The sequence below is a fragment of the Sorangium sp. So ce185 genome, assembly GCF_051526825.1.
GTDB lineage: Bacteria > Myxococcota_A > Polyangia > Polyangiales > Polyangiaceae > Sorangium > Sorangium cellulosum_D.
In genome coordinates this window covers 10,248,929-10,272,834 of sequence record NZ_CP150316.1, presented here as the reverse complement: position 1 = coordinate 10,272,834, position 23,906 = coordinate 10,248,929, and the positions used below count along the sequence as shown (strand labels likewise).

Here is a 23,906-nt window from a genome sequence, read left to right as displayed (position 1 = left end):
AGGATCAGTGCGCAGCGTGAATGGAAAAATCTGTCCTTGGTGGATGCAGGTCCGGACCTCGCCGCGAGCGCGTCGCGGGTGGGGCGGTCAGTACCGCGGCACCGACGGGTCGATCTCGCGCGACCAGGCGTCGATGCCGCCTTGGAGGTTGTAGACGTTCCTGAAGCCCTTCGCGAGGTAGTGCTCGGCGGCCGCCTGGCTGCGCCCGCCGTGGTGGCAGTGGAAGACGATCCGCGCGTCCTTGGCGAGCGCCTCCAGGCGCTGCTGCCCTTCCTGGTCGAGGCGGCGCGCGCCCTCGATCTTCGCGATCGTGCGCTCCTGATCGGTGCGGACGTCGAAGAGCTCGAGCGCCTCGCCGCCGTCGAGCATCGCCTTGAGCGCGGCGGGCGAGAGCTGCTTGACCTTCGGCGGATCGTTCGGGCTCTCCAGCTTGAAGCCGCCGCCGGAGGGGCCCTCGACGAAGTCGATCGACAGCCCCTCGGCGCGCCGCGCGCTCGCGCGGTCGAGCAGGAACACCACCCCGCCGGCCTCGACCTCGACGTCGCCGGCCTGCCGCGGGCCGAAGTAAAGGCCGTAGTTGAACGAGGGGTCGATCTCGATGTGAACGAAGTCGGCGTCGGACTCCCGCGCGGCCGAGAACGCGGCGACCGCCGCCTGGGTCACGCGGATGGCGGGCGGCGCCTGCGGCGTGCCCTGCGCGAGCCCGAGCGCCTTCACGAGCTCGCCGGTCGCGTGCAGCTCCTTCACGATGTCGCAGCCGCCGACGAACTCGCCGCGGATGTAGAGCTGCGGGATCGTGGGCCAGCTCGAGAACTCCTTGATGCCGTCGCGCAGCGCGGGGTCCGAGAGGACGTCCACCGTCTGGTACGTGGGCAGGTGCTCGTCGAGGATGCTCACCACCTGGGCGGAGAAGCCGCACTGAGGCATGGTCCGCGTCCCCTTCATGAACAGGACGACGTCGTTCTCGCGGATGATGGTGGCGATCTTGGCCCGCAGGGGCTCATTGAGGCTCATGTGCTTGCTCTCCGTCCGCGGCCGTGGCGGCGCTTTCGATCCCCGCGCGCGTCCGCGGGCCTCTCGCTAGCATGGGCCCTGCACGGCAGCGAGGCCCTGCCGGCGGCGTCGCCCGCGTCTGCTGCGGGCAGCGGCGCGCGCTCCGCGGCGCGGCCGCGCCCGGCGGACGAGGCGCCGGCCCGCGATCAGCGGCCGAGCAGGAGCCCCACGACCGCCGCGATCGCGGCGAGGGCCGCGAGGACGGCCGGCGTGCCGAGCTGCGCGCCGAGCGCGCGCAGGCCGCCGCCGTCCGGCGCCGCGGCGCGCGCGAGCGCGTCCGACGGGGGCGGCCCGACGCGCAGCACGCCGGGCGACGCCGCGCTGCCCTCGCGGAGCTCGACGAGGAGCTGGTCGAGCGGGGCGTGCTCGCCGAAGGGGCGCACCAGGCGGAGCGTCGCGCCGGCGGTGAGATCGGGCGGGAGCCGGAGCCGCAGCGTCCTCGCGGCGGCCTCGGCCGGGGCGCGGTGGGCGCCGCTCCGGGCGCAGCTGTCGCAGCCGCCGCCGTCGCAGCGGGCGCAGGTGACGCGGGCGGGCACGGTGATCTCGATGTCCGCGCGGTCGCGCGCCCACGCCGCCGGGACGGCGATCGCGAGGCGGCCCCGCGCGCCGTCCGAAGCGTCGAGCCCTTCGCGATCGATCAGCTGCCCGAGCTCGGCTCTGCCCATGACCCCTGTGTGCCGCAGCCGGGCCCCGGCGCCAAGCGTCCGCGGCGGACGGAGCCGGCCGCGCGGCCCTCACCCGCGCGCGTTGCGGCCCTCGCCGCGGAGCGCGCCGCCGCCCGCTCGCCGGGTCGGCGGTGATCCTGGCCGGGCTCCTGTTGAGCTCGAGCGCCGCGTACGTGGCTCGAGCGCCGCGTACGTGGGGGAATGTGAGGTTCGGGCGGATCTACGGGGGGAGGGGAGGGCGGGGGAGCGTGCGGAGGCGGCCTGTGCCTTCGCCGCGCCGCCCGCGCGGGGCGGCGGCAGCGAAGGCGCGGCGCGCGGGTCAGTCGCCGAGGTCGACGACCTCGAGCCCGTTGTGCCCGAGCGAGCAGAGGGCGCGGTCGCCGTCGACCGTCACCCGGTAGATGTACGAGGAGAGCTCGCCCTTGGTCTCGTAGGTCAGCGCGTCGAGGTCGGAGGCGTCGATGACGGCGAGCGAGGGCGGGCTGTGGCTGGAGACGAGGAGGCGCGTCCCGTCGGCGAAGAGCGGCGAGCTGTGGGTCAGCTCCGCGAACGGCTTCCTCACGAGCTCGATGCGGCCTTCCTCGAGCCCGCTGGCCACGAGCATCCCGTACGGCACCTCGCCGTTCTCGACCACGTAGTTCAGGTAGGTGAACATGAACACGCGGTCGTCGCCCACGGACACCTGCCAGATGCCGGCGTCGCCGTCGATCGGGTGCTCGTCGCGGAGGCGCGCGGTCTCGCTGCCGACGTCGAGGAGCTTGATCGTGCGGCTCATCCCTTTGCAGATGCCGGCGCCCGACCACTCGTGCGGGTCGGTCGGCTTGAAGTCGACGTTCTGCGCGAACGCCCTGTAGCAGGCCTCGGGGCTCGGCACCTGGAGCTCGAACGGCTCGTAATCGACCGTGAGCGCGCGGCCGAGCGCGCCGTCGAAGGCGAGCAGCGACCCGGGCACGTTGACCGGCGCCCGCACGACCGGCGAGGACGGGTCGGACACGTCGATGCGGTCGAGGTAGAAGCGCGCCTTGGAGGCGTCCTCGGGCAGCGGCACCCAGTGCGAGGTCAGCACGGTGGTGCCGTCGAGCTGAAGGCCCGTGTACCCAACGCCGGAGGGCAGCGCCACCGAGCGGTGCGCCGGGTTCGACGGATCGGAGAGGTCGATGACCTCGAGCGACGGCTCGGCAGACGCCGGCTGCTCGCCGCCGCCGACGCTGACGTCGCCGCCGTCGTAGTCGCCGTAGTAGTAGTACCGGTCGTTGGTGTTGCGGAGCACGAGGGTGCTCCCTGCCTGCACCACCGTGTCGCCCGTCGGGACGACGGCGCCGTAGGAGTACCCGTAGCCGTAGAGCGCGACGCCGCTGAACGGCAGCTCGCGGTGGCTCGCGATCCGGGGCGATTCGGGGTCCCTGAGATCGATGACGGCGACGTGCGCCTTGGGCTCCTCGCCCGTGTGCGAGGGCCAGAGCAGGTAGGCGTGTTGCCCGTGCGCGAAGAGGCGCGCGTCGGCGAGGCCGTATCCGTAGCAGCTCCCCTCCGAGTCGGTGGCCAGCGCCGCGAGGTCGAGCTTCCCGATCGGCTCGATGCGGCCCGGATCCGCGGCCGGCGCGATCTCGAGCTGCGGGCTGCTGGTCCACCAGTCCGCGCTCATGCGGACCACGAGATCGCCGGTGACGACCGCGTTGCTGACGACGGTCGTGAGGGTGAGGTCGGCGACCTCGACCGGGGCGTCGCGGTCGTCGATGTTGAACGTCCCGACCTCCTGATCGGAGACGGCGAAGAGCCGCTCGTCATGGACGAAGGCGCGTCGCGCCTGGCCGCGCGCGGGGGCCGAGCCGCGCTTCGTCAGCGTGTCGGCCGTGAAGTCGATGAGCTGGACGCCGCTCTTGTACGTGCCGCAGCCGATGTCGCCGCGCTGCTCCCAGCCGCTGTAGGGCACGAGGATCGTGCCGAGGTCGTCCAGGATGGTGAAGGCCTTGTGGATCCGGTCCTGGTCCTCGGCGAAGCTCCCCCACGAGCCGCCGAAGTGGACGCGCTCCAGCATCGTGGGGGCCGTGAGGTCCGAGACGTCGAAGAGCGAGACGTGGAGCGACCCCTCGGTGGAGGCGTTGTCGAACCCGAGGGCGAGCACGCGGTCGCCGCGCGGCTCCATGTGGTAGACCCAGCCGGGCATCTCGAGCTCGCCGAGCTGGGCGGGGTGCTCCGGGTCGCTGAGATCGATGGTGAACAGCGGGTCGGTCTGCTCTGCCGTGATGGCGTAGGCGCGGTCGCCGTCGAAGCGGACGGAGCGCAGCGACTCGGGCTTGGGGAGGCGGAGCTCGGTGTAGCCGAGGGGGGTGAGCTCCTGCGAGGACGCGACCGCGAAGGTCTGGACGCCGGGCTGCGCCGCGTTGTTCCACCAGAGGCCGGGCTGGCTGACGACGCGGAGGACGCCCTCGTGCTCGTCCATCTGCCAGCGGCTCTGGATCTGGCCGGTGGCCTCGACGGTCGTGCCTTCCACGAGGTCGCCGCTCGGGTCGGAGATGTCGATGACCTGGATGGTGGAGTGCCCCTCGTCGGTGCCGTCCCACTCGATCCCGGAGACATACATGCGCTCCTGGGTGACGGTCACGCTGCGGCGCCACCCGTAGCCGTAGGGGTCGTTGTCGCTGAAGCTCATTTTGTCGACCACCCGGATCGCCTCGGGGTCGCCGACGGCCAGGGAGGTGACGGTGGTGTTCGGCGAGCTCCCGCACCCCCAGCAATAGTTGTTCTCCAGGGTGACGGCATAGAGCACGTCGCCGACGATGCGCGAGTCGGAGATGGTGCCCGGCAGGTTGAACGAGCCGATCAGGCGGATGTCCGCCGGGTCGGAGACGTCGAGCGCCTCGATGCGGCTCGACTCCGAGTAGGTGTACTCGCCGGTGTCCTCGTCGTAGAGGTACTGCGTCCACGACGAGAACATCGCGTAAACGATGCCGTCGCGCAGGTACATCTCGAAGGGCATCCCGCTCGCCTGGTAGCGCCCGAGGAGCTTCAGCCGGTCGCGCCGCGAGATGTCGATGACGCTGAGCCCCGCGTACTGCGAGAGCGCGTAGAGCTTGCCGTCCTTGACCTGGATGATGTCGGCCTCGGTGATAGCGCGCTCCGGGTCGTCGTCGCCCGCTCCCTCGTCCGGCGCCCCGGCGCCGTCGCCGGCGCCGGCGCCGGTGCTTCCGGCGCTGACGCTGCCGCCGTCGTCCTCCCCTCGGCCGTTGTTCCCGTTCGGATTGCCAGAGATGAAGTCGGTCGGAGCGTCGTCATCGGGTTGATTCCCCGTCGAGCCTCCCACCACCACGCAGCCGGCGAGTCCGGCCGATGCCGCTGTCGCCGCGACGACGAGCCAGCTGGCGTAAGTTCTAGACAGGAAGGTCATAGTTCACCTCGTTCACGAAGACACAGGGCGTCATGGCCGCGCCGGTGCGTGCTGCGCTGTCCGCGTCCCGTGCCGGCACATAAGCAAGCGGCAGGCCAGGCAGGAGGCCGCAGAAATGCTCGGCTTTTGACGAGGTGCGCTCGGTCTGTGCCAGAGTGTGCAGCCCCGCGGCGGCCGCGGCAGGCGCCCGCGCGCGCGGCGTGTGCCTCGTCGCAGCCGGAGCGCCTCCTCCCGGCGGAGCGCTCGTGGCCTGGAGGGCGGCTCGCCGCTTGCAGACGCAGAAAGCAGAAGCGGAAGCAGAAATTGAGAAAGCGGCTCGTCACGGCGGGAGGGCGCGTCCACGCTTCGGGGACACGCCGGCGCGGGCCCGTGAAGCGGCCGGCGAACCCTGGCGCCTGCGGCTGCCGGGTGGCACGGTCGAACCCTTGATAGGAGGCTTAACGATGGATCTGTTCAGCAAGCGTCATCGGCTCGTGGTTGGAATGCTCCTGCTCTTCGTTCCCCTGCTCACCGGCGCCAAGGGCAAGGGCTGTCAGGGCCCGGGCGACGGCGGACCTGGGGACGGCGGGTCTGCGGGCGGCGAGCCTGGGGACTGCAGGCCGACCGGCTGCAGCGGGCAGATCTGCGCCGATGCCGGTGACGAGGTGGTCACCACGTGCGAGTGGCGCGAGGAGTACGCGTGTTTCGACAAGTTCGGCGTGTGCGAGCGGGGCGCGTCGGGCGAGTGCGGCTGGCGCGAGACGCCGGAGCTCGAGGCGTGCCTCGGGGGCGGCGAGCCTGCCCCGTGCGTGGTGGGCGGCTGCAGCGGGCAGCTCTGCGTCGAGGCCGATAACGACCTGGCCACCACCTGTGAGTGGCGCGAGGAGTACGCGTGTTACCAGGAGCACGGCGTGTGCGAGCGGGGCGCGTCGGGCGAGTGCGGCTGGCGCGAGACGCCGGAGCTCAAGGCGTGCCTCGGGGGCGGCGAGCCCGCGCCGTGCGTGGTGACCGGCTGCAGCGGGCAGGTCTGCGCCGACGCTGACGACGAGGTGGTCACCACGTGCGAGTGGCGCGAGGAGTACGCGTGTTACGCGGAGCACGGCGTGTGCGAGCGGGGCGCGTCGGGCGAGTGCGGCTGGCGCGAGACGCCGGAGCTCGAGGCGTGCCTCGGGGGCGGCGAGGCTGCCCCGTGCGTGGTGACCGGCTGCAGCGGTCAGATCTGCGCGAGCGAGGACGTGGCCACGGACTGCCAGTGGCTCGAGGAGTACGCGTGTTACGACAAGCACGGCGTATGCGAGCGGGGCGCGTCGGGCGAGTGCGGCTGGCGAGCGACGCCGGAGCTCGAGGCGTGCGTCGAGGCGGCGACCGGCGACTGAACGCCGGTCGGCGGGTGTTGCATCCGGAACAGCGGTGACGCGTGCGCCACGGACGACGACTGCGCCGTCGGCGGCTGCGGCGGGGAGCTCTGCCACAACCCCGCCGTCAGCGACGGGGCCTCGACGTGCGACTGCTCCAGCCCGGGGCTGGCCTGCGGGTGCGCGGACGGCGTCTGCACTTTCTGGAACTGAGGTCGCCGCCGGGGGGGCGGGTGCGGCGGTCGTGGAAGAGATCAAGCCGACGCGGGCCGTGCTACCTGTGCGTGCGGCCGCCTGACCGCCTCATAGCGTGCCCCACAGCGCCACCGTGCCGCAGCCGGGACGCTAGCACGCCGCGGCGGCCGTCCACCAAGGCTTCAACGCGTCTCGCCGGCAGGCATCGCTGATGCGCCACAAGCTGGTCCCCTCATCATCCAAGGAATTTCAGCAAATCGGCGAGCCCATCCGACGACCGAAGGCTGCCGCTTGAGCTCTTTTCGTCCTGGTGCGCTCGAAATTCGGCGCCAGAGGTCCAGCCCAGCGCGAACGCTTACAGCGCTCCGCCCTCCGATCGTCGTGGAGGAGCTCGGTGCGGGGGGATCTGGAAGGGGGCGCCCGATCGTCGCTCCTCCACTGTGGACGGGGCCCGAGAGGGCATGGCACACGGCGCAGGCGCCTTGGTCGACGTCGCCGACCCAGCGACGGACCTTGCACCTGACCGAGGCGCCGGCGTGTGGTCAGCCGGACCGGGACGGGGCGGGTGTGGTGGTCGGGGGAGAAAAATGCTGGCGATGGGGTCCCTGTGCGCTGCGGCCGTGGTACCTTCGATCCTCCGCGGCGGGAAGGAAGCTGATGCTGACACGCCTAGAAATCGACGGTTTCAAGAATCTTCTCGGTCTCAAGGTCGACTTCGGGCCGTTTACATGCATCGCAGGTCCGAATGGGAGCGGTAAGTCTAACGTCTTCGATGCGATTCAGTTTCTATCTCTGCTCGCGGACCACGAGATCATGAGGGCCGCGCAGATGATTCGGAGCGTCGAAGGGCGCGGCGAAGATCCGAGGCATCTCTTTTGGACCGACGGCACGACGCGTGTTGACACGATGAGGTTCGCCGCCGAGATGATCGTGCCGGCAGTCGTGCGCGACGATTTCGGACGCGAGGTCAACACGACGACCACGTTTCTGCGCTATGAGCTTGAGTTGTCCTACGAGGAGCCTTCGAATAGCGTCGGGAGCCTGGGCCGGCTGAAGCTCCTCAGCGAGCATCTCGGCTATCTCAAGCGTGGCGAGGCCCACGAGCACTTGCGTTGGGAGCACAGCAAGCGCGAGTTTCGGGACCACGTGATCGTAGGAACTCGCAAAGGCAAGGCGTTTATTTCTACGGATATGGAGGATGGCAAGCGGACCATCCGGGTGCATCAGGATGGCGGGAGCAGGGGCCATCCGAAGCCTTGGCCGGCTGATACCGCGCCGCGGACAATCGTCTGTACCACGGCGACCGCATCCGATCCTACGATCCTCGCCGCCCGGCGAGAGATGCAGAGCTGGAGGCTCCTCATGCTGGAACCGTCTGCGATGCGCAGCCCCGATCCGTTCCTCGCTAAACCGTACATTGAGCCCAACGGGGCTCATTTGGCGGCTGCGCTGTACCGATTGGCGACGGCACCGCAGGAAGACGGACAGCCACGTCCGCATCGCGTTTATGGTGATATCGCTGCGCAGCTCACGGGGCTTGTCGACGTTGCCGCGATTCGCGTGGACCGTGACGATAGGCGCGAGCTGCTGACTCTCGAGCTGCAGCAGCCGAAGGGTGGCTTCCTTCCGGCGCGTTCTCTATCGGACGGGACACTCCGGTTCCTAGCGCTTTGCATCATCAACAACGATCCGGCGGTCGAGGGGCTCATCTGCATGGAGGAACCGGAGAACGGCATCCACCCGGAACGCATTGGCGCCATGGTGGATCTGGTCCGCGGCTTGGCTGTCGACCCGCATCGGCCGCCTGGCGATGCTAACCCGTTCCGCCAAATCATTGTCAATACTCATTCTCCCCTATTTGTTCAATTGCAACACGCTGAGGATCTCCTGTTCGCCAAGCCTGTGACCGTCCAAGGGCCTTCGAAGGCGCCGGTGCGCACCATGCGCTTATTGCCGGTGAACGATCCGAGGCATCATTCCTGGCGAATCTCACCCGGCGAGGTAAGCGTCGGCCGGACGGAGATCCTGGCATACCTCTCCAGGCCTCCCGGTGCCCAGCTGACGCTCGGGGACTACGCGGCCTAGAGGCGCATGTGATCATCAAGTTTCTGCTCGTGTGTGAGGGAACCTCGGACCGTGGCCTCGTGCCTCACCTGGAAGCGCTTTGCGTGCGGGCGGGGGCGGACGAGGCGGCCGGCGACGCGCCGGACCTTGGACGCCTCCCCCAGCCACCTGGGAAGCGCATCGAGGAACAGGCACGAACAGCTCTGAAGCTCGCCGGGGACGTCAACCTCCTGTTTGCTCACCAAGACGCGGACGCGCGTGATCCTGAAGAGGTACGCCAGCGTATTCACGAGCGCCTGGCTGGCCTCGACGGGTGCCCGCGACACGTCTGCGTGATCCCCGTTCAAGAGATTGAGGCTTGGCTCCTTCTTGATGAGGCTACGATCCGCATGGTTGCCGGCAACCCTCGTGGCCAGGAAGAGCTCAACCTACCACCTCGACGGAGCATCGAATCGACGTCGAAGCCCAAGGAACGTCTCGAGGCCGCTCTCGCAGCGGCTTCGGGTAAGAAGGGAAGGCGAGGCCATAGATTCAAAGGTAGCTTCTCGGAACGCCGTGCCATGCTGCTTCAACGTCTCGACATTGAAGGTCCCATCAATGAGCTTCCAGCGTGGCAGAGACTCGTGACCGACATAGAGGCTGCAGTCGCCGATCTGCTGCGAGAAGCACCAAAAACGAAGGGATATCGTTGAAGTCATCCGTCGGCTGCGGCGCCCTCGACGTGACGGACCCCCGCAACGTGCGGCCCAACGCGTCCCGAACGAAGTGGGAGAGGGCGTGCCATCCGGCGACACCGCGACCGGGCACCGGAGCCGTCCCTACTCCCCCACGAGCCGCAGCCCCACCGGCAGCCCCTCTCCGAAGAACGCCGCGCGCTCCGCCTCCTCGACGGCCACCACCTCGCGCACGGCCGCCACCCACGCCTCGGGCGCGCCCACCTTCACGAGCCGCCGCTCCACCTCGCCGCGGATCCGGTCCGAGACGTCGCGCGCCCGGTCGCCGGTCCGGCGCGCGAGCTGCACCGCGGCCGGCGCGGCCGACGGCAGCTCCTGCCACTTCTCGCGCAGCAGGTGATCCAGCCACCGCTCGGCCGCCGCCGGCGACACCACATGGTGCACGCTCGCGTAGGCCGGCACACGCGCCCCGATGCGGCCGATCGCCGCCCAGAGCCGCGCGTCGCGGTCGGTCCAGGTGCGCTCCAGGATCCACGCGCCAAGCTCGCTCCGCCGGCCGGCCGGCACGCGCTCGAGCGACGCGCAGAGCTCGAGCAAATCGTCGAGCGCCTCCGGCTTCACCCCCTTCGGCTTCTTCAGCCGCTGCTCGGACGGGGCCAGGAATGGATCCGCGAGATCCCGGATCGCGACCTGCAGCGGCTCGTCGAGGCCGCCCGCGATGCGCCGCCACGCGATCCAGAACTGCTGCCACGAGCGCGCCTCCTGCGGGAACGCCAGCCGCTCGGCGAAGAGCGGCGCGATCGCGGCGACGCGCGCCGGATCGCCCCCGTCGCCGAAGCCGGGGCGCAGGCAGTAGCCGGCGAGCGACCAAAACAGGCGCTCGTGATCGGCCGAGCGCCGCCGCGAGCGCGCGCTCGGGGCGAGCGTGTCGAACAGCGCCCGCGCCGTCTCCGTCGTCCAGGTGGCGCGCTCCCCGAGCACGCGCTCGAGCTCGCGGACGAGGTTCTTCACCTCCCGCGGCGCGACGTCGGGCCGCCCCTTGCCGAACACCCGCTCGATCGCCTCCCGCGCCTCGTCGAGGCGCCTCCCGCCCTGCGCCGCCCCGGCGGGAGGCCTCGCCTGCGCCCGCTCCGGCAGCCCGCCCTGCGCCCCCTCCGGCGGGCCGCCCGGCGCGCCCCCCTCGCCGGCGGCGGCGCGCGCGCCGCGGCCGTCCTCGCGCAGCTGGAACGCCAGCCGGAAGCGGCGCGGCGCCGGGACCCCCACCTCGACGCAGGCGAGGTCCAGGGTGCCGATCGCGGTGAGCTCCCCCTCGATCTGGACGCGCACCTCCGCCTGCTTGCCGGCCGCGGCGCGCGCCGCGTCCCCGGCGTCGAACGCCACGGCGACCGGCGGGAGGGCCTCGAACCGGTCGTCCTCGAGCGGGACGAGGTCGCCGGCGCGATCGGCGCGCGCGTCGTCCGACGCGAACAGGTCGAACCGGACCGGGCGACCCACGACGAGCGCGAACGTCCGCCCGGCCGCCGCGTGCACGCTGCCCTCCTTCGCGCCGCGCGGCACCACGCACACCGCGGGCCGCGGCCCCCCGCCGGCGGGCGGCTCCAGGCCGACGTAGTAGCCGCGCGCCGCGCCGCCCTCGATGCGCACGCCGCGGCCGGCGAGCGCGAGGCCGTATGCGACCGCGCCCCGCGCCACCGCGAGGTCGGGATCGGCGTGCGGGAGCACGTCGAGCCGCAGCCCCCCCCACGGCCCCCCCCACCGCTCGATGACCTGCGCGAGGCGCTCCGCGACGCGGCGCGCGCGGAAGACGCCGCCGTTCAGGAGCAGCGCGGTCGGCCCTCGCGCCTCGGGGGCGTGGCGCGCGAAGAACCAGGCGACGTGCCGGGTGATCGCCACGTCGCGCTCGTAGGGCAGGCCGAACGCGACGAGCCCGCTCCGACCGCGCTGCGGCCGGGCGTCGCGCGGCGCCTCCGGAAAGAAGCCGTCGAGCACGATCGCCTCGACCTCCTCTCGGCGGAGGCGCGTCGTCAGCGCCCCGCCCACGAGCCGCGCGCCGTGGGAGAGCACGGTGACCGGCGCCTCGTCCGGCGGGGCGGGCGCGGCGCCGCCGGACGAGGCGCCACCGCCGGCCGGAACGTTGCCGCCGGACGAGGCGCCGCCGAGCAGGCGCTCCTTGGCGGCGCGGCAGGCGAGCACGAGCTGCCCGAACCGCGCCGGGTCGAGCTTCTCGCCCGTGCCGCCGACGAGGCGCGGCTCGCAGAGGTGGGCGAGCGCGAGGTCCATGTTGTCGCCGCCGAGCAGGAGGTGGTGGCCGACGGCGACGCGCGAGACCTCGACCGGGCGGCCCTCCGCGGCGCCGGCGCCCCGGGCGACCCGGATGAGCGACAGATCGGTGGTGCCGCCGCCGACGTCGCAGACGAGGACCGTCGCGTCGCCGCCCGAGCGGGCGAGCAGCGCGTCGAGGCCCTCCGCGCCGGCGAGCCGCATGAAGTCGTAGAACGCGGCCTGCGGCTCCTCGAGCAGCCGCGCCGAGAGGCCGGCGCGGCGGGCCGCCTCGACGGTGAGCTCGCGCGCGACCTGATCGAACGAGGCCGGCACCGTGAGCACGACCTCCTGCGCCGCGAGCGGGCGATCCGGGAAGGCGTCGTCCCAGGTGCGGCGCACGTGGGCGAGGATGCGGGCGCTCGCGTCGAGCGGCGAGGCGCGGGGCAGGGAGGCCGCGTCCTCGGCCGCGCCCCAGGGCAAGACGGGCGCCGTCCGGTCGACGGCGGGGTGGCAGAGCCAGCTCTTCGCCGAGGCGATGAGCCGGCCGGGGACCTCGCCGCCGCGCCGGCGGGCGTGCTCGCCGATGGCGAAGGGCGCGTCGCCGAACGGGTCGGCCGGCGCCTCGCCGGGGAGGGGCGCGTAGAGCAGGGAGGGCAGCAGCGGGCGCGCCTCGACCTCGGTGGCGGTCACGAGCTGCGGGATGGGGAAGACGCGGATCGCGCCGGGCGCGGCGTCGCGCTCGGCCCAGGCCACGACCGTGTGGGTGGTGCCGAGGTCGATTCCGACGATCAGGCTCGGGGTCTTCGCGGGGGCGGACATGCGTGCGCGCAGCAACGATACTGGATCGCCGCCGCGCCTTCCGCAGGTCCGGCGCGCGTCCCCGCCGCGGGCGCGCGCCAGGGGCGGGGCCGCCCCGCCGGCGGGCGGCGCCGGCGCGTCCCCCGGGCGGCGCCGGCGCTCGTTCCGGCCGTCGCCGGCGCTTCTTCCGGGCGATGCCCCGTGCTAGAGGCGCGAAATGCGAGCGAACCGAGCGATCTGGCTGGTGGTCATGGGCGTCCTTGCGGCGGGGTGCGGGTCGGCGAACGCCGAGATGTCGCTGGCGGCGAGCGCGACGCCGCCTCCACCGCCGCCCCCGCCGGCGCCCGTCCAGCCGGCGGCGCCGGCCGAGGCGGTCATCGAGGGGGATCGCATCAAGATCGCCCGGCCCATCTTCTACGACCTCGACAAGGACGAGATCCGGCCCGAGTCGTTCTCGGTCCTCGACGCGGTGGCGAACATCCTGAGGACGCACCCGGAGATCACCGCGCTGACGGTCGAGGGGCATACGGACAACCAGGGGTCGGTGGAGCACAACATCAAGCTGTCCGAGCGCCGCGCGAACGCCGTGGTCCGCTACCTGGTCCAGCGCGGCGTCGCCACGCCGATGACGGCGCCGGGGTACGGCGCCGCCGCGCCGGTCTGCTTCACGAACGACGAGGGCTGCCGCGCCATGAACCGGCGCGTGGAGTTCCGTATCAAGACGAAGTGACCTCCGGTCCACACCGTCGATCGTGCCTGCTGGCCGAGCCCTCCGTGCGTCTCGACAACAGGCCAGGTTAACCCGGATGCCCCCTCGAAATCGACTGCTTTCCGCCGCCTCGCGCCGGGATTGCGAGGCTCGCCACGTTTGCCACGTTTGCCGCGCGGGCCGCGCGGGCCGCGCGGGCCGCGCGGGCCATGTGGGTTGCCGCGGTCGCGTCGGTCGCGTCGGTCGCGTCGGTCGCGTCGGTCGCGTCGGCCCGTCGGCCGCGGTGCGATGCGATGCGATGTCCTGTCGCGTCGTCGCCTCGTGAGTCGCATGGCGCGCGAGGGCGCCTGTCTCTCTGTGCGCCTGTGGGACAAGCGACTCCCAAAATCGCTTGTGCTGCAAATTTATATTGAACGATGTATCGCGATGATGGTTAATACATCACGGGAATACGCGCGCTGAGTGCGACGCGCCGGTCCGAACAACTCATTGCATTGCATGGTGGGTCATGGCGAGCGTTCGTCGTCGTCCTGTGGGGATCGCTTGTCTCGTTCTCTCGTGTCTCGCGTGGCTCTCGCCGCGCGCTGCGGCTGCGCACCGCGTCGAGCACCTCGACTGGGCGGAGCGCCTCGTCGACAACATCGATCCTGAGAACAACGAGTACAACTCGACTCCTAGCTTCATATCCTGGGCAGGCGTCGCCGGCGCGCGGCGCTACGCGAACCGCACCCAGTGCGCCACCTTCCTGACGCAGCTGCTCAAGCGGAGCTACGGCTGGACCGAGTCGTCGTTCGACGACTGGCTGGGCAGCCGGAGCCCGAGCGCGGCCGCCTATTACGACGCCATCGTGGACGAGAACGGGTTCGAGAGGATCCGCGACCTCCGGGACGCCCGCGCCGGCGACGTCATGGCCATCCGCTATCCAGAGGGCGAGTCGGCGACGGGGCACGTCGCGATCCTCCGCCGGGCGCCGAGGCTGAAGCTCCCGGCGAGCCCCCTCGTCGCGGGCACGTTCCAGTACGAGGTGAGCGTTGTCGACTCGACGAACTTCCAACACGGCTCGTCCGACTCCAGGTACTCCTCGGGCGGCCGCTGGGCTTCCGGCGCGGGCTACGGCGTGATGCGCCTCTACACGAACGCGGCCGCTGCCGTCGTCGGACACACGTGGAGCACGGCCGCCGTCACGGCCTACTATCCGGCGGCGGTGCGCCAGGTGGCCATTGGCAGGCTGGTGCTCCCCGACGAGGCTCGGTCGGACGACGACTGATTGTCCGGGCCAGCAGGCGCCCGGCGCCCACCTCCGGATCGCCGCCGAGAAGCGCTATGCAAAAATCTTCCCACGCTGTAATTCGCGGTTGTCTGCCGCACACGAGCGGTGCGCTGGAGCGCGCCGGAGCGCCGCGTTCCTGCCGGAAAACCGCCCCCGGACGCGCCCGCAGGCCCCGTTGACAACCGGAGCCGCTGGGGTCTAGAGTGGCGGCCCTCTGAGCTTGCTCGGAGGCCCCAAGCCCAACAATCATCGGCTTAACCAACCCGGGGGCAGCTCTGCCGCCGGGTTTTTTTCTGTCGCTGATGGGGAAGAAGCCCTCCGCTTTCGACCCAGCTTTCGACTCCACCGAATCCACGGAGACCGCGCGTCCATGAGCAATCAGTACGGCCACTTCGACGACGAGAGCCGCGAGTACGTCATCACCCGGCCCGACACGCCGCTGCCCTGGCTCAACTACCTGGGTTCGGACGAGATGTTCGGCCTCTGCACCAACACCGCGGGCGGCTACACGTTCTGGAAGGACGCCAAGCTGCGCCGGCTCACCCGGTATCGTTACAACAACGTACCGATGGATATCGGCGGGCGCTACCTCTACGTCAACGACGGCGGGGTGGTGTGGAACCCCATGTGGAAGCCGCTCAAGACGGCCCTCGATCGCTACGAGTGCCGCCACGGCCTGGGATACACGAAGATCACGGGCGAGAAGAACGGCGTCGAGGTGGAGGTCCTCTACTTCATCGTCCCCGGCGAGAACGTCGAGATCTGGCGCACCCGGGTCACCAACAAGAGCGGCTCGAAGAAGGACATCCAGCTCTTCTCCTTCCAGGAGTTCTGCTTCTTCGAGGCGCTCAACGACATGACGAACTACCAGCGCACCTACTCGATCGGCGAGGTGGAGATCGACGGGAGCGCCATTTACCACAAGACCGAGTACCGCGAGCGCCGCTCCCATTACACGCTCTTCGCCTGCACGCGGGCCATCGACGGGTTCGACACGAGCCGCGACGCCTTCTGCGGCAGCGTCCACCACGGCCTGCACGAGGCACAGGTCCCGCTCCGGGGCAAGGCCACGAACTCGAAGGCGTTCGGCTGGAACCCGATCGGCAGCCACCAGGTGAGCCTCTCGCTCGCCCCCGGCGCGAGCGAGACCCTGAGCTTCGTGCTCTCGTACGTGGACCAGGGGGATCTGCCCAAGTTCAAGGCGCCCTTCGTCCTGAACAAGCAGAAGGGCAAGGAGATCCTGGCCAAGTACTCGGCGCCCGGCGTCGTGGACGGGGCGTTCGCTCAGCTGAAGGAGGACTGGGCGGGGCTGCTCGCGAACTTCCAGGCCGACTGCCCGGACGAGCACGCGCGGCGCATGCTCAACACCTGGAATCAGTACCAGTGCATGGCGACCTTCAACCTCTCGCGGTCGGCCAGCATGTACGAGACCGGCATCGGCCGCGGCATGGGCTTCCGCGACTCGAACCAGGATCTCCTCGGCTTCGTGCACCTCGTCCCCGAGCGCGCCCGCCAGCGCATCCTCGACATCGCCGCCACGCAGCTGAGCGACGGCACCTGCTACCACCAGTACCAGCCGCTGACGAAGAAGGGGAACGCCGACATCGGCGGCGACTTCTACGACGATCACCTGTGGCTCATCCTCTCCACGTGCGCGTACATCAAGGAGACCGGCGACAAGGGCATCCTCAAGGCGGCGGTGGGCTACGCCGATAAGCAGGGCTCCAAGGAGGACCTCCTGCACCACCTGGAGACGTCCATCGCGTACACGATGAAGAAGCGCGGCCCGCACGGCCTGCCGCTGATCGGCCACGCGGACTGGAACGACTGCCTCAACCTGAACTGCTTCAGCACCGAGCCCAACGAGAGCTTCCAGACCGCGGGCGACGTGAAGGACTCGAAGGCCGAGTCGGTGATGATCGCCGGCCTCTTCCTCTACGCCAGCCGCGAGATGGCCGCCCTGTACGACTGGATGGGCCAGAAGTCCGACGCGGAGCGGATGCGCGGGCACTACGCGGAGATGCTGGCCGTGGTCGAGAAGGAGGCCTGGGACGGCGAGTGGTACCGCCGCGCCTACGACGCCGAGAGCCGGCCGGTCGGGAGCAAGGAGAACGAGGAGGGCAAGATCTTCATCGAGAGCCAGGGCTGGTGCGTGCTCGGCGGCGCCGGCGCGGAGAACGGCCGCGCCAGGCAGGCGATGGAGAGCGTGCACAAGCACCTCTACACGAAGAACGGCATCGTGCTGCAGCAGCCCGCGTACTCGACCTACCACCTCGAGCTCGGGGAGGTCACCTCGTACCCGCCGGGCGTGAAGGAGAACGCCGGCATCTTCTGCCACAACAACACCTGGATCCACCTGGGCTGGTGTCTGCTCGGCGAGGGGGAGCGCGCGCTGGAGTACTATCTCTCCATCTGTCCTTCGGCCAAGGAGAGCCAGATCGAGACCTACCGGGCCGAGCCCTACGTCTACGCGCAGATGATCGCGGGCAAGGACGCTCCGGTCTTCGGCGAAGCGAAGAACGCCTGGCTCACCGGCACCGCGGCGTGGACCTTCGTGTCCGTCAGCCAGGGGATCCTCGGCGTGCAGCCCCAGTACGACGGGCTGAAGCTGGATCCGTGCGTGCCCAAGGCCTGGAAGAGCTTCTCCATCTCCCGCCGCTTCCGCGGCGCCACCTACGAGATCAGCGTCAAGAACTCGGGGGTGTGCAAGGGCGTGAAGAAGCTGACCGTCGACGGCAAGACGGTCTCGGGCAACGTCATCCCGCTGGCCCAGGCCGGCGCGACGGTGCGCGTCGAAGTCGAGATGGGCTGACGCTCGCCCCTGGTTCCCGGGGAGGTCTTGCCGACCTCCCCGGGGCCTACCGTGGGCGGACGATCAGAGACGAGCTTTGGGAGGTAGGGGGGTGATCGCCCTGCGATGATGCGACCCACCTCCCGTTCAACATGACCCGATTCACGCGGCGCATCGCGCGGATGTCGGCGAGCGGGTCGCCCTCGAGCAGGACGAGGTCGGCGAGCTTGCCCGGCTCGACGCTGCCGAGCCGATCGTCGATGCGGAGATACCTGGCGTTCTCCAGCGTGGCGGCGACGAGGACCTCCATCGGCGATAGGCCGCTCTCGACGAGCAGCTCCATCTCGCGCTGATACGCCCACCCGCGCGCGGCGCCCGGCACCGCGCCGTGAGAGCCGACGACCACCCGCACGCCGGCGCGGCGGGCGGCGGCGGTGAGCTTCATCATGGTCTCGAAGCCGCGCACCTCGACCTCGGTCACCCCCTGGCCGCCAGCGCGGCGCTCGAAGATGGCGAGCGTGGGGGTGACGAAGGTGCCGCGCGCCGCGAGCAGCCGCAGCAGCTGGGCGGTCCGGGGCGCTCCGAGCGAGATGCCGCGGAAGATCTCGTAACGGCCAGGAAAGCGCGCCTCGTTCTCGGCGATCACCGACTGCCGGTAACGCTCCGCCTCGCGCGGCGGCACGAGCGCCGTCCCCAGCGAGGTGATGTGCTCGATGCCGTCCAGCCCCGCCCGGGCCGCCGCCGCCGCGTCCACCGTCTCCAGGTGGCCGACGGCGACCACGCCGCGGGCGTGCGCGGTCTGCGCGACGGCCTCGACGAGCCCGAGCGGCAGCCGGAAATAGACCTTGATCCCCGACGCCCCGCGCTCGACCAGCTGCTCGACCGCCCAGCGCGCCTCCGCCGCGTCGCGCACCAGCATCGCGCTCTCTGGGTAGGCAGGGGCCGGCGCGTCGAGCATCGGACCCGTCAAGAAGAGCCGTGGCACCGGGCCGAGCCGGCGCGCGGCGTCGTACGCCTCGATCCAGTTCCCCGGCTCGCGCAGCGAGGTGACGCCGCGCCGGAGGACGAGGCCGGGCAGCCCGTCGTCGCCGCCGAGGTGGAAATGCGCGTCGATGAGGCCAGGCAGGACCCAGAGCCCCGCGCCGCGGACGAGCTCCGCGCCGGCCGGGACGTCCGTGGCGGCGCGCGCGCCCGCGGCCACGACGCGGTCGCCGCGGACCACGACGACGGCGTCCCGCACGGGCGGCCCCCCGCGGCCGTCCACGAGCGTGGCCCCGACGATCGCGACGGAATGCGCGGCGTCCGGCCGCGCGGGGGGGTTGAGCTCCCGCGCGGGCGGGAGCTTCGGCGGCCCTTCCGGCGAGGGCCACTGCACGGGCGCGCTCGCGCAGGCGCACAAGCCCGCGAGCGCCGCCAACAGACACACGCGCAACCGAAAGCTCATCGTGCCCTCCCCCGTGTCCCCCGACCGCGACGGGCCACGCGAATCGCCGGAGCCCCGCGACGCGCGTGGAGCCGTATCGCTCTCGCCCAGCGCGCGCGCCCGCGGGCGAGGCCGGATGCCGCGATCGTGCGCGATTGCGCGCGTCGCACCTCTCATCATAGCATCTCCGGCCCGCAGGGCCGCGATCACGAGCGTTTTCCAACTTCCACCTTCAACAAGGCGCGCTCCCGTCGACGTCCGCCTCCATCTCCAGATTCGCTCGATGCATCGAGTCGCGGCGACGCCGCGGGCGCCGCCGGCGCGTGCCCAGCGCCTGTCCGGGCTCCGGCGCGCCGCGTTTCGTGGAGCACAGGGAGGCTCGTAACTCGCGACTTGCTGGATTCGGCCCGGCGCCCCGAACCCTTTGCAGGTGCGCAGCGCGCGTGAGCGCAGGCGCCGTGGTCGCGGCAATGGACGCTCTCCACAGGATGACGACTTCGGTGGTGCGATGGCGCGGCGCCGGCGTCAGGCGATTCCTGAGCCGTGCAGGCGCCGCCGGGCTCGTCCGAGAAGGAAGCTCATGCCTTGGTGTTTGGGTCGCACTGGATCGGCCGAAGCGCGGGAAGTCGATTTGGTGAGCCGCCTCGAGATAGTTGAGCGTCACAGCCGGGGTGGAGTAGTGTGCCGCCGCTGGCGCGCGGGATAGGCCGCGACCGGCGGGTCCCGTTGGGACCGGCTGACGAAGCGACTCTTGACGACTGGCGCTCATTCAAGCGCGCTGGAGGACATCATGCGTAATATCAAACTTATCAGCGTTGGCTCGATGGCTCTCATCCTTGGCGCGGCCGCCTTCTCCGCGGGGTGCGGGGATGACTCCGAAGGGGGCGGCGGGACCACCGCGAGCAGCACGAGCGCCACGTCCGGGACGACCGGCACGGGCGGCGCGGGCGGCGAGGGCGGCAGCAACGAGGGCGGCAGCAACGAGGGCGGAGCCGGCACGGAGTGCGTGACCTGCTCGGCGCCGCTGCTCGGCGATGAAGACCCGGCAGATCTGTGCGAGTCCTCGGTGGACGAGTACGAGGCCGTCACGACGTGCATCTGTACGGAGTGCGGCGCGGCCGAGGGGGATCCCTGCTTCGACAGCTGTGCCGGCACCGCCGAGCAGCCGAGCGCGGAGTGCAAGGCCTGCGGCGTCGCGGCCGCCCTCACCGACGGGGGCGCTTGCAAGGCCGAGGGCGACGCGTGCGCCGCCGACGAGGGCGAGTGAGCCCCGCGCCCTGAGGCCCGCGGAGCCGGTCCGACCCCCGGATCGGCTCCGCGCCGGCCGTCACGCCTCGGCGCGCACCGACAGCTCGATCCGCCAGCGCTCGTTCGGCTTCTGCGCCTCGCGCGGGATCGCCTCGAGGAGCAGCGTCCCCACCTCGGTGACCGAGGCGCGCAGCTGCACCGGCACCATGTCGCCCTCGCGGCGGCCCTCGGCGGGCAGGGTGACCTCGATCGGCGAGAGCTCCTCGAGCTCGCCGGGCTTCCAGTCCTCGAGCTCGGTCCCCGCCTGGTCGTCGCGGCGCACCGACGAGCTGAAGAAGCGGAAGCGCACCGGCTCGCCGACCACCACGCCGAACTCCTGCGGCGGCAGCGTCGCCTCGGTGCCCTCCTCCATGCCGAACGGCGCCAGGCAGAGCGCGGTGATCGGCGGCTCCAGGCCGGGCACCGCGGGCACGGCCCCCTCGATGCCCACGTAGTAGGCCCGCGCCGTGCCGCCGCGGATCCTGAGCCCCCGGCCGCGCCGCGCGAGCCCGTAGGCGGCGGCGCCGCGCGCGACCGCGAGATCCAGGTCGTCGATCGGGAGCACCCGCGGCCGGGGCGCGCCGTCCTCCTCGAGCCAGGCGCCGAGCGTCGCGAGCAGCCGCTCGCGCAGGGCCGCGCTCTTCATGACGCCCCCGTTGAACAGCACCGCCGTCGGGTGCAGGAGCAGCGGCGCGCGGCCGGCCTCGGCCGCCTCCGCGCCCCTCGGGACGAAGCCCTCGAGCTTCGCCGTCGCGCCGGCCTGCCGCCCCAGGAACGCGGCGAGGTGGCGGGTGATCGCCGGGTCCTGCGCGTACGGCAGGCCGAGCTGCGTCAGGCCGGCGCGCGCGCGCGTCGCCGGGCGGGCGGAGGACGGGACCTCCGGGAAGAACCCGTCCACGAGCGTCCGCGTGATCTCGTCGCGCGTGAGCGCCGTCCGGATCGACGCCCCGAGCAGCTTCGAGCCGCGGCCGGCGATCACGATCGGCGCCTCGGTCATCGACGGATCGCCGAGCAGCCGCTCCTTGGCGACGCGCGCCGCGTGGGTGAGCGACGTCATCTGCCAGCGGTCGAGCTCCTTGCCCTCGGCCGCCAGCTTGGCCTTCACGACGTGCGCGAGCGCGAGGTCCATGTTGTCGCCGCCGAGCAGGATGTGGTCGCCGACCGCCACGCGGACGAGCTCGAGCGAGCCGTCGCGCGGGACCGCGGCGATCGCGGAGAAGTCGGTGGTGCCGCCGCCGACGTCGACCACGAGCAGCACGTCGCCTGGCTGGAGGTGCTTGCGCCACGCCTCGCCGGCCGCGTCGATCCAGGCGTACACGGCCGCCTGCGGCTCCTCGAGCAGCGTGAGGTCCTCGAACCCCGCGGCGCTCGCCGCCTCGACGGTGAGCTCGCGCGCGGCGGCGTCGAACGACGCGGGCACGGTGATCACGATCTCCTGCTTCGCCAGGGCGAGCTCGGGGTCGTCCTTCGCGAACAGGTGGTCCCACGCCTCGGTGAGGTGCTCGAGGTACCGCCACGACGCCTCGACCGGCGAGATCTTCTCGATGTCCTCGGGCGCGCCGACCGGCAGCGTCGGCCCGCGCCGGTCGATGCCCGGGTGGCACAGCCAGCTCTTCGCGCTGGAGATGAGGCGCGCCGGCGCGTCGGCCCCGCGGGCGCGGGCGTGCTCGCCGACCGCGAAGCGCCGCTCGGCGTCCCACGGCAGCGCCTGGACGCCCTCGCTCTCGTGGGGGATGTACATGAAGGAGGGCAGGAGCGGCCGCGCCTCGAGCGTGCCCTGCGCCACGAGCTGCGGCACGGCCAGCACCTCGGGCGACGGCGCGAGCCGCGGGTCGGCGCCGTCCTCGGGGAGGCGCGCGTAGGCGAGCGCGCAGTGGGTGGTGCCGAGATCGATGCCGATGATGTAACGCGCGCTCACAGCTCGACCTCCGCGGGGGCGATGACGCTGGCGTCGTGGCCGGCGATCGGCGTCGGCAGCGAGAGCTCGTCGGCGCGCCAGCCCCGGTGGCGCAGCACCCCTCGGTACGGCGCGCTCCCGGACACGTTGCCGATGAGCTTGACCTCGGACGGGTTGTAGCCGGCCTCCAGCGTCACCTTCGCCCCCTCCTCCTCGCGCCGCACGGGCGCGAGCTTCGCGTGGCTGCGCAGCGCCTTGCGGCAGCCCTCATGGACCATCCTCGCCGCCACGCCGACGTCCGCGTCGCCGAAGGAGGCGATGTCCTGCTCGAGGAAGTCGACGAGCCGCCCTTCGCGCTGCAGCAGCGAGAGCAGCTGGAGCGCCGAGCTCACGCCGGGCGCGGCCGCAGGCGCGGCCGCCGCGGGCGCAGGCGCCCTCTCCGCGGCTTCGGCGGCGGGCGGCGCTCCGGCGGCTCGAGCTCGCTCGATCTGGTGCGGCTCGGCTCGCTCGAGCTGGCGCGGCTCGGCCCGCTCGGCCGGCGGCAGGGCGACCGCCTCGCGCGCCTGCCAGGCCCGCGCCGCGAACTGCGGATCGAACAGCACGCGGAAGAAGCATGCGAAGGCGAACCAGAGCCGCGTGGACCAGGGGAGCGGGGGATCGTGGAGATCGGCCACGGCGAGAGCCTAACGCCGAGCGTCGCGTTGGGTACAGAGACCGGCGCGCCGGGCAGGGGGGCGGAGGGCCCGGCGCGCCGTCCGGCCCGGCGCTGCCCCGGTCGGAAGGATCGCCGTCCGGCCCGGCGCTGCCCCGGTCAGAAGGACGCCCGGAGGACGGGAACGCGGAGCTCGTGCCCCTGCGCCACGCCGAACCTGAACATCTCGTCCTGCGAGTACAGCGGCCTGAGCGACAGCGCCGGCATGCCGAGCGCGACCCGGCGCGGCGTGACGTCGACGAGGCCGAGCCGGGGCTCTTCCCAGCGGGTGCCCCGGAGGAGCGGCGCCGCGTCCGACGTGATCTGGACGTTGACGCCCGGCTGGGGAGGCTCGGCGGCCGGCTCGTTGCGGATCGGCTCGCTCTGGTCGCTCGCCGGGGGCTTGTACGCGGTGGCGTTGAGCGTGACGACGAGGGTCGGGATGACGAGCGCCATGCCGCCGGCGAGCATGTAGAGCGGCACCTCCGCGGGCGGCTCCGAGGCCTCGATGAAGTAGCCGGCGACGCCGCCCCCCACCGCGCCGAGCCCGCCGAAGACGAGGTACGGCCAGGCGCGCTCGACCCCGACGGCCCCCATGGTCAGCATCACGACCTCGCCGCCGAGCAGCGCGCCGCCGACGATCCCCTTGCCGTCGACGCTCACCTGGTCGCTCGTCTGCTGGGCGCTCGCGCGCTCGGGAGCGCCGGCGAGCACCGCCGCCGCCACCGACGCTCCTGCCAGATACTGCGCTGCCTTTCGATTCATGCGGTTGATGGGCATCGTGTTTTCCCCGTCTCGATGGTCGCGGGGCCCGCGAGGGCTCCCGCGCTGGACCGCCGCCGGCCGCGCGTCGCGCTCGCGTCCGGTCCGGCCGGCTGGCCGGCGGCCCTGGCTGAGCCGTCGCGCCGTTCTCGATTTGTGAACCGCTGGCGGAGCGAGTGCGCGCGCGCGTCCTGTCTCCGCCAGCGAAGCCGGTTGAGCGAGCCTAGCACGGGTTTCGAGGCACCGAACCGCTGCATTGCCCGTGCGGAGGATGGGTGGTATGGCTCCACCGGTGTCGGGCGGTGGCCCGCCACCTGTCGCCGCGCGCGCGGCTGCCTTCGAGGGAAGATCGCTATGGGCCGCATCGGACCGCTGGAAATCGCCCTTCTCATCGGGCTCGCCTTGCTCCTCTTCGGCGCGGGGAGGATCGCTGACATCGGCAAGGGGATCGGCGAGGGCATCCGGAACTTCAAGAAGGGCATCCGCGACGACGAGGAGGACGAAGCTGCCAAGCAGCTCCCCGCGAAGCCCGACGTGAAGGAAGAGGACACCCACAAGCCCGTGTAGCGCCCGCGCCGGATCGCGGCGCTCGAGGGCGGGGCGGCTCGACGTCGGTCGACGCTCGCCGGCGCGCGTCTATACT

General features: G+C 71.7%; 16 protein-coding genes. 8 read left to right on the top strand and 8 right to left on the bottom strand.

Features of this window, described 5'->3' with window-relative positions:
* Positions 1–87 precede the first annotated feature (87 nt).
* The 3 genes from grxD to WMF26_RS37750 form a co-directional block, all read right to left on the bottom strand.
* Entirely contained in the window at positions 88–1,014 is a 927-nt protein-coding gene (grxD, locus tag WMF26_RS37760) for a Grx4 family monothiol glutaredoxin (protein ID WP_437996671.1), read from the bottom strand.
* 185 nt (positions 1,015–1,199) lie between these two features.
* The gene (locus tag WMF26_RS37755; RefSeq protein ID WP_437996670.1) at positions 1,200–1,718 is read right to left on the bottom strand and encodes a hypothetical protein; all 519 of its coding nucleotides are present in this window, start codon (positions 1,716–1,718) and stop codon (positions 1,200–1,202) included.
* Between the two features lie 319 nt (positions 1,719–2,037).
* Positions 2,038–5,106, bottom strand: a complete 3,069-nt coding sequence (locus WMF26_RS37750; protein WP_437996669.1) for a beta-propeller domain-containing protein — start codon at positions 5,104–5,106, stop codon at positions 2,038–2,040.
* A 443-nt stretch (positions 5,107–5,549) separates the two neighbouring features.
* On the opposite strand from WMF26_RS37750, the gene WMF26_RS37745 reads away from it, so the two are divergent.
* From WMF26_RS37745 to WMF26_RS37735, 3 genes are all read left to right on the top strand, one after another.
* Positions 5,550–6,461 (top strand): hypothetical protein, encoded by a 912-nt coding sequence (locus WMF26_RS37745; RefSeq protein WP_437996668.1) that lies wholly within the window; start codon positions 5,550–5,552, stop codon positions 6,459–6,461.
* A gap of 831 nt (positions 6,462–7,292) precedes the next feature.
* Positions 7,293–8,720: an AAA family ATPase gene (locus WMF26_RS37740; RefSeq protein WP_437996667.1), complete on the top strand. Its 1,428-nt coding sequence runs from the start codon at positions 7,293–7,295 to the stop codon at positions 8,718–8,720.
* An 8-nt stretch (positions 8,721–8,728) separates the two neighbouring features.
* Positions 8,729–9,391: a DUF4276 family protein gene (locus tag WMF26_RS37735; protein WP_437996666.1), complete on the top strand. Its 663-nt coding sequence runs from the start codon at positions 8,729–8,731 to the stop codon at positions 9,389–9,391.
* Between the two features lie 126 nt (positions 9,392–9,517).
* Here WMF26_RS37735 and WMF26_RS37730 read toward each other — a convergent pair whose 3' ends face one another.
* Positions 9,518–12,454 (bottom strand): Hsp70 family protein, encoded by a 2,937-nt coding sequence (locus WMF26_RS37730; protein ID WP_437996665.1) that lies wholly within the window; start codon positions 12,452–12,454, stop codon positions 9,518–9,520.
* A 196-nt stretch (positions 12,455–12,650) separates the two neighbouring features.
* Here WMF26_RS37730 and WMF26_RS37725 point away from each other — a divergent pair, with 196 nt between their 5' ends.
* The 3 genes from WMF26_RS37725 to WMF26_RS37715 all read left to right on the top strand — a co-directional run bounded on the left by WMF26_RS37725 (position 12,651) and on the right by WMF26_RS37715 (position 17,224).
* Positions 12,651–13,163, top strand: a complete 513-nt coding sequence (locus WMF26_RS37725) for an OmpA family protein (RefSeq protein WP_437333041.1) — start codon at positions 12,651–12,653, stop codon at positions 13,161–13,163.
* Positions 13,164–13,650: 487 nt separating this feature from the next.
* Positions 13,651–14,409: a hypothetical protein gene (locus WMF26_RS37720; protein ID WP_437996664.1), complete on the top strand. Its 759-nt coding sequence runs from the start codon at positions 13,651–13,653 to the stop codon at positions 14,407–14,409.
* Between the two features lie 373 nt (positions 14,410–14,782).
* Positions 14,783–17,224, top strand: a complete 2,442-nt coding sequence (locus tag WMF26_RS37715; protein ID WP_437996663.1) for a GH36-type glycosyl hydrolase domain-containing protein — start codon at positions 14,783–14,785, stop codon at positions 17,222–17,224.
* Positions 17,225–17,270: 46 nt separating this feature from the next.
* On the opposite strand, the gene WMF26_RS37710 is transcribed toward WMF26_RS37715, so the two are convergent.
* Entirely contained in the window at positions 17,271–18,647 is a 1,377-nt protein-coding gene (locus WMF26_RS37710; protein WP_437996662.1) for an amidohydrolase family protein, read from the bottom strand.
* Between the two features lie 802 nt (positions 18,648–19,449).
* On the opposite strand from WMF26_RS37710, the gene WMF26_RS37705 reads away from it, so the two are divergent.
* Entirely contained in the window at positions 19,450–19,893 is a 444-nt protein-coding gene (locus WMF26_RS37705; RefSeq protein WP_437996661.1) for a hypothetical protein, read from the top strand.
* A 60-nt stretch (positions 19,894–19,953) separates the two neighbouring features.
* Here the strand turns inward: WMF26_RS37705 and WMF26_RS37700 are convergent, their stop codons facing one another.
* The 3 genes from WMF26_RS37700 to WMF26_RS37690 all read right to left on the bottom strand — a co-directional run bounded on the left by WMF26_RS37700 (position 19,954) and on the right by WMF26_RS37690 (position 23,266).
* Positions 19,954–21,831 carry an Hsp70 family protein gene (locus WMF26_RS37700; RefSeq protein ID WP_437996660.1) on the bottom strand — a complete coding sequence of 626 codons (1,878 nt, stop codon included), beginning with the start codon at positions 21,829–21,831 and terminating at the stop codon, positions 19,954–19,956.
* Positions 21,828–22,484, bottom strand: a complete 657-nt coding sequence (locus WMF26_RS37695; RefSeq protein ID WP_437996659.1) for a DUF2760 domain-containing protein — start codon at positions 22,482–22,484, stop codon at positions 21,828–21,830. The genes WMF26_RS37700 and WMF26_RS37695 overlap by 4 nt, the downstream gene beginning before the upstream one ends.
* 137 nt (positions 22,485–22,621) lie before the next feature.
* Positions 22,622–23,266, bottom strand: a complete 645-nt coding sequence (locus tag WMF26_RS37690) for a hypothetical protein (protein WP_437333034.1) — start codon at positions 23,264–23,266, stop codon at positions 22,622–22,624.
* 351 nt (positions 23,267–23,617) lie between these two features.
* On the opposite strand from WMF26_RS37690, the gene WMF26_RS37685 reads away from it, so the two are divergent.
* On the top strand, positions 23,618–23,830 hold the full coding sequence (locus WMF26_RS37685; RefSeq protein ID WP_437333033.1) for a twin-arginine translocase TatA/TatE family subunit: 213 nt from the start codon (positions 23,618–23,620) through the stop codon (positions 23,828–23,830).
* Positions 23,831–23,906: the final 76 nt, after the last annotated feature.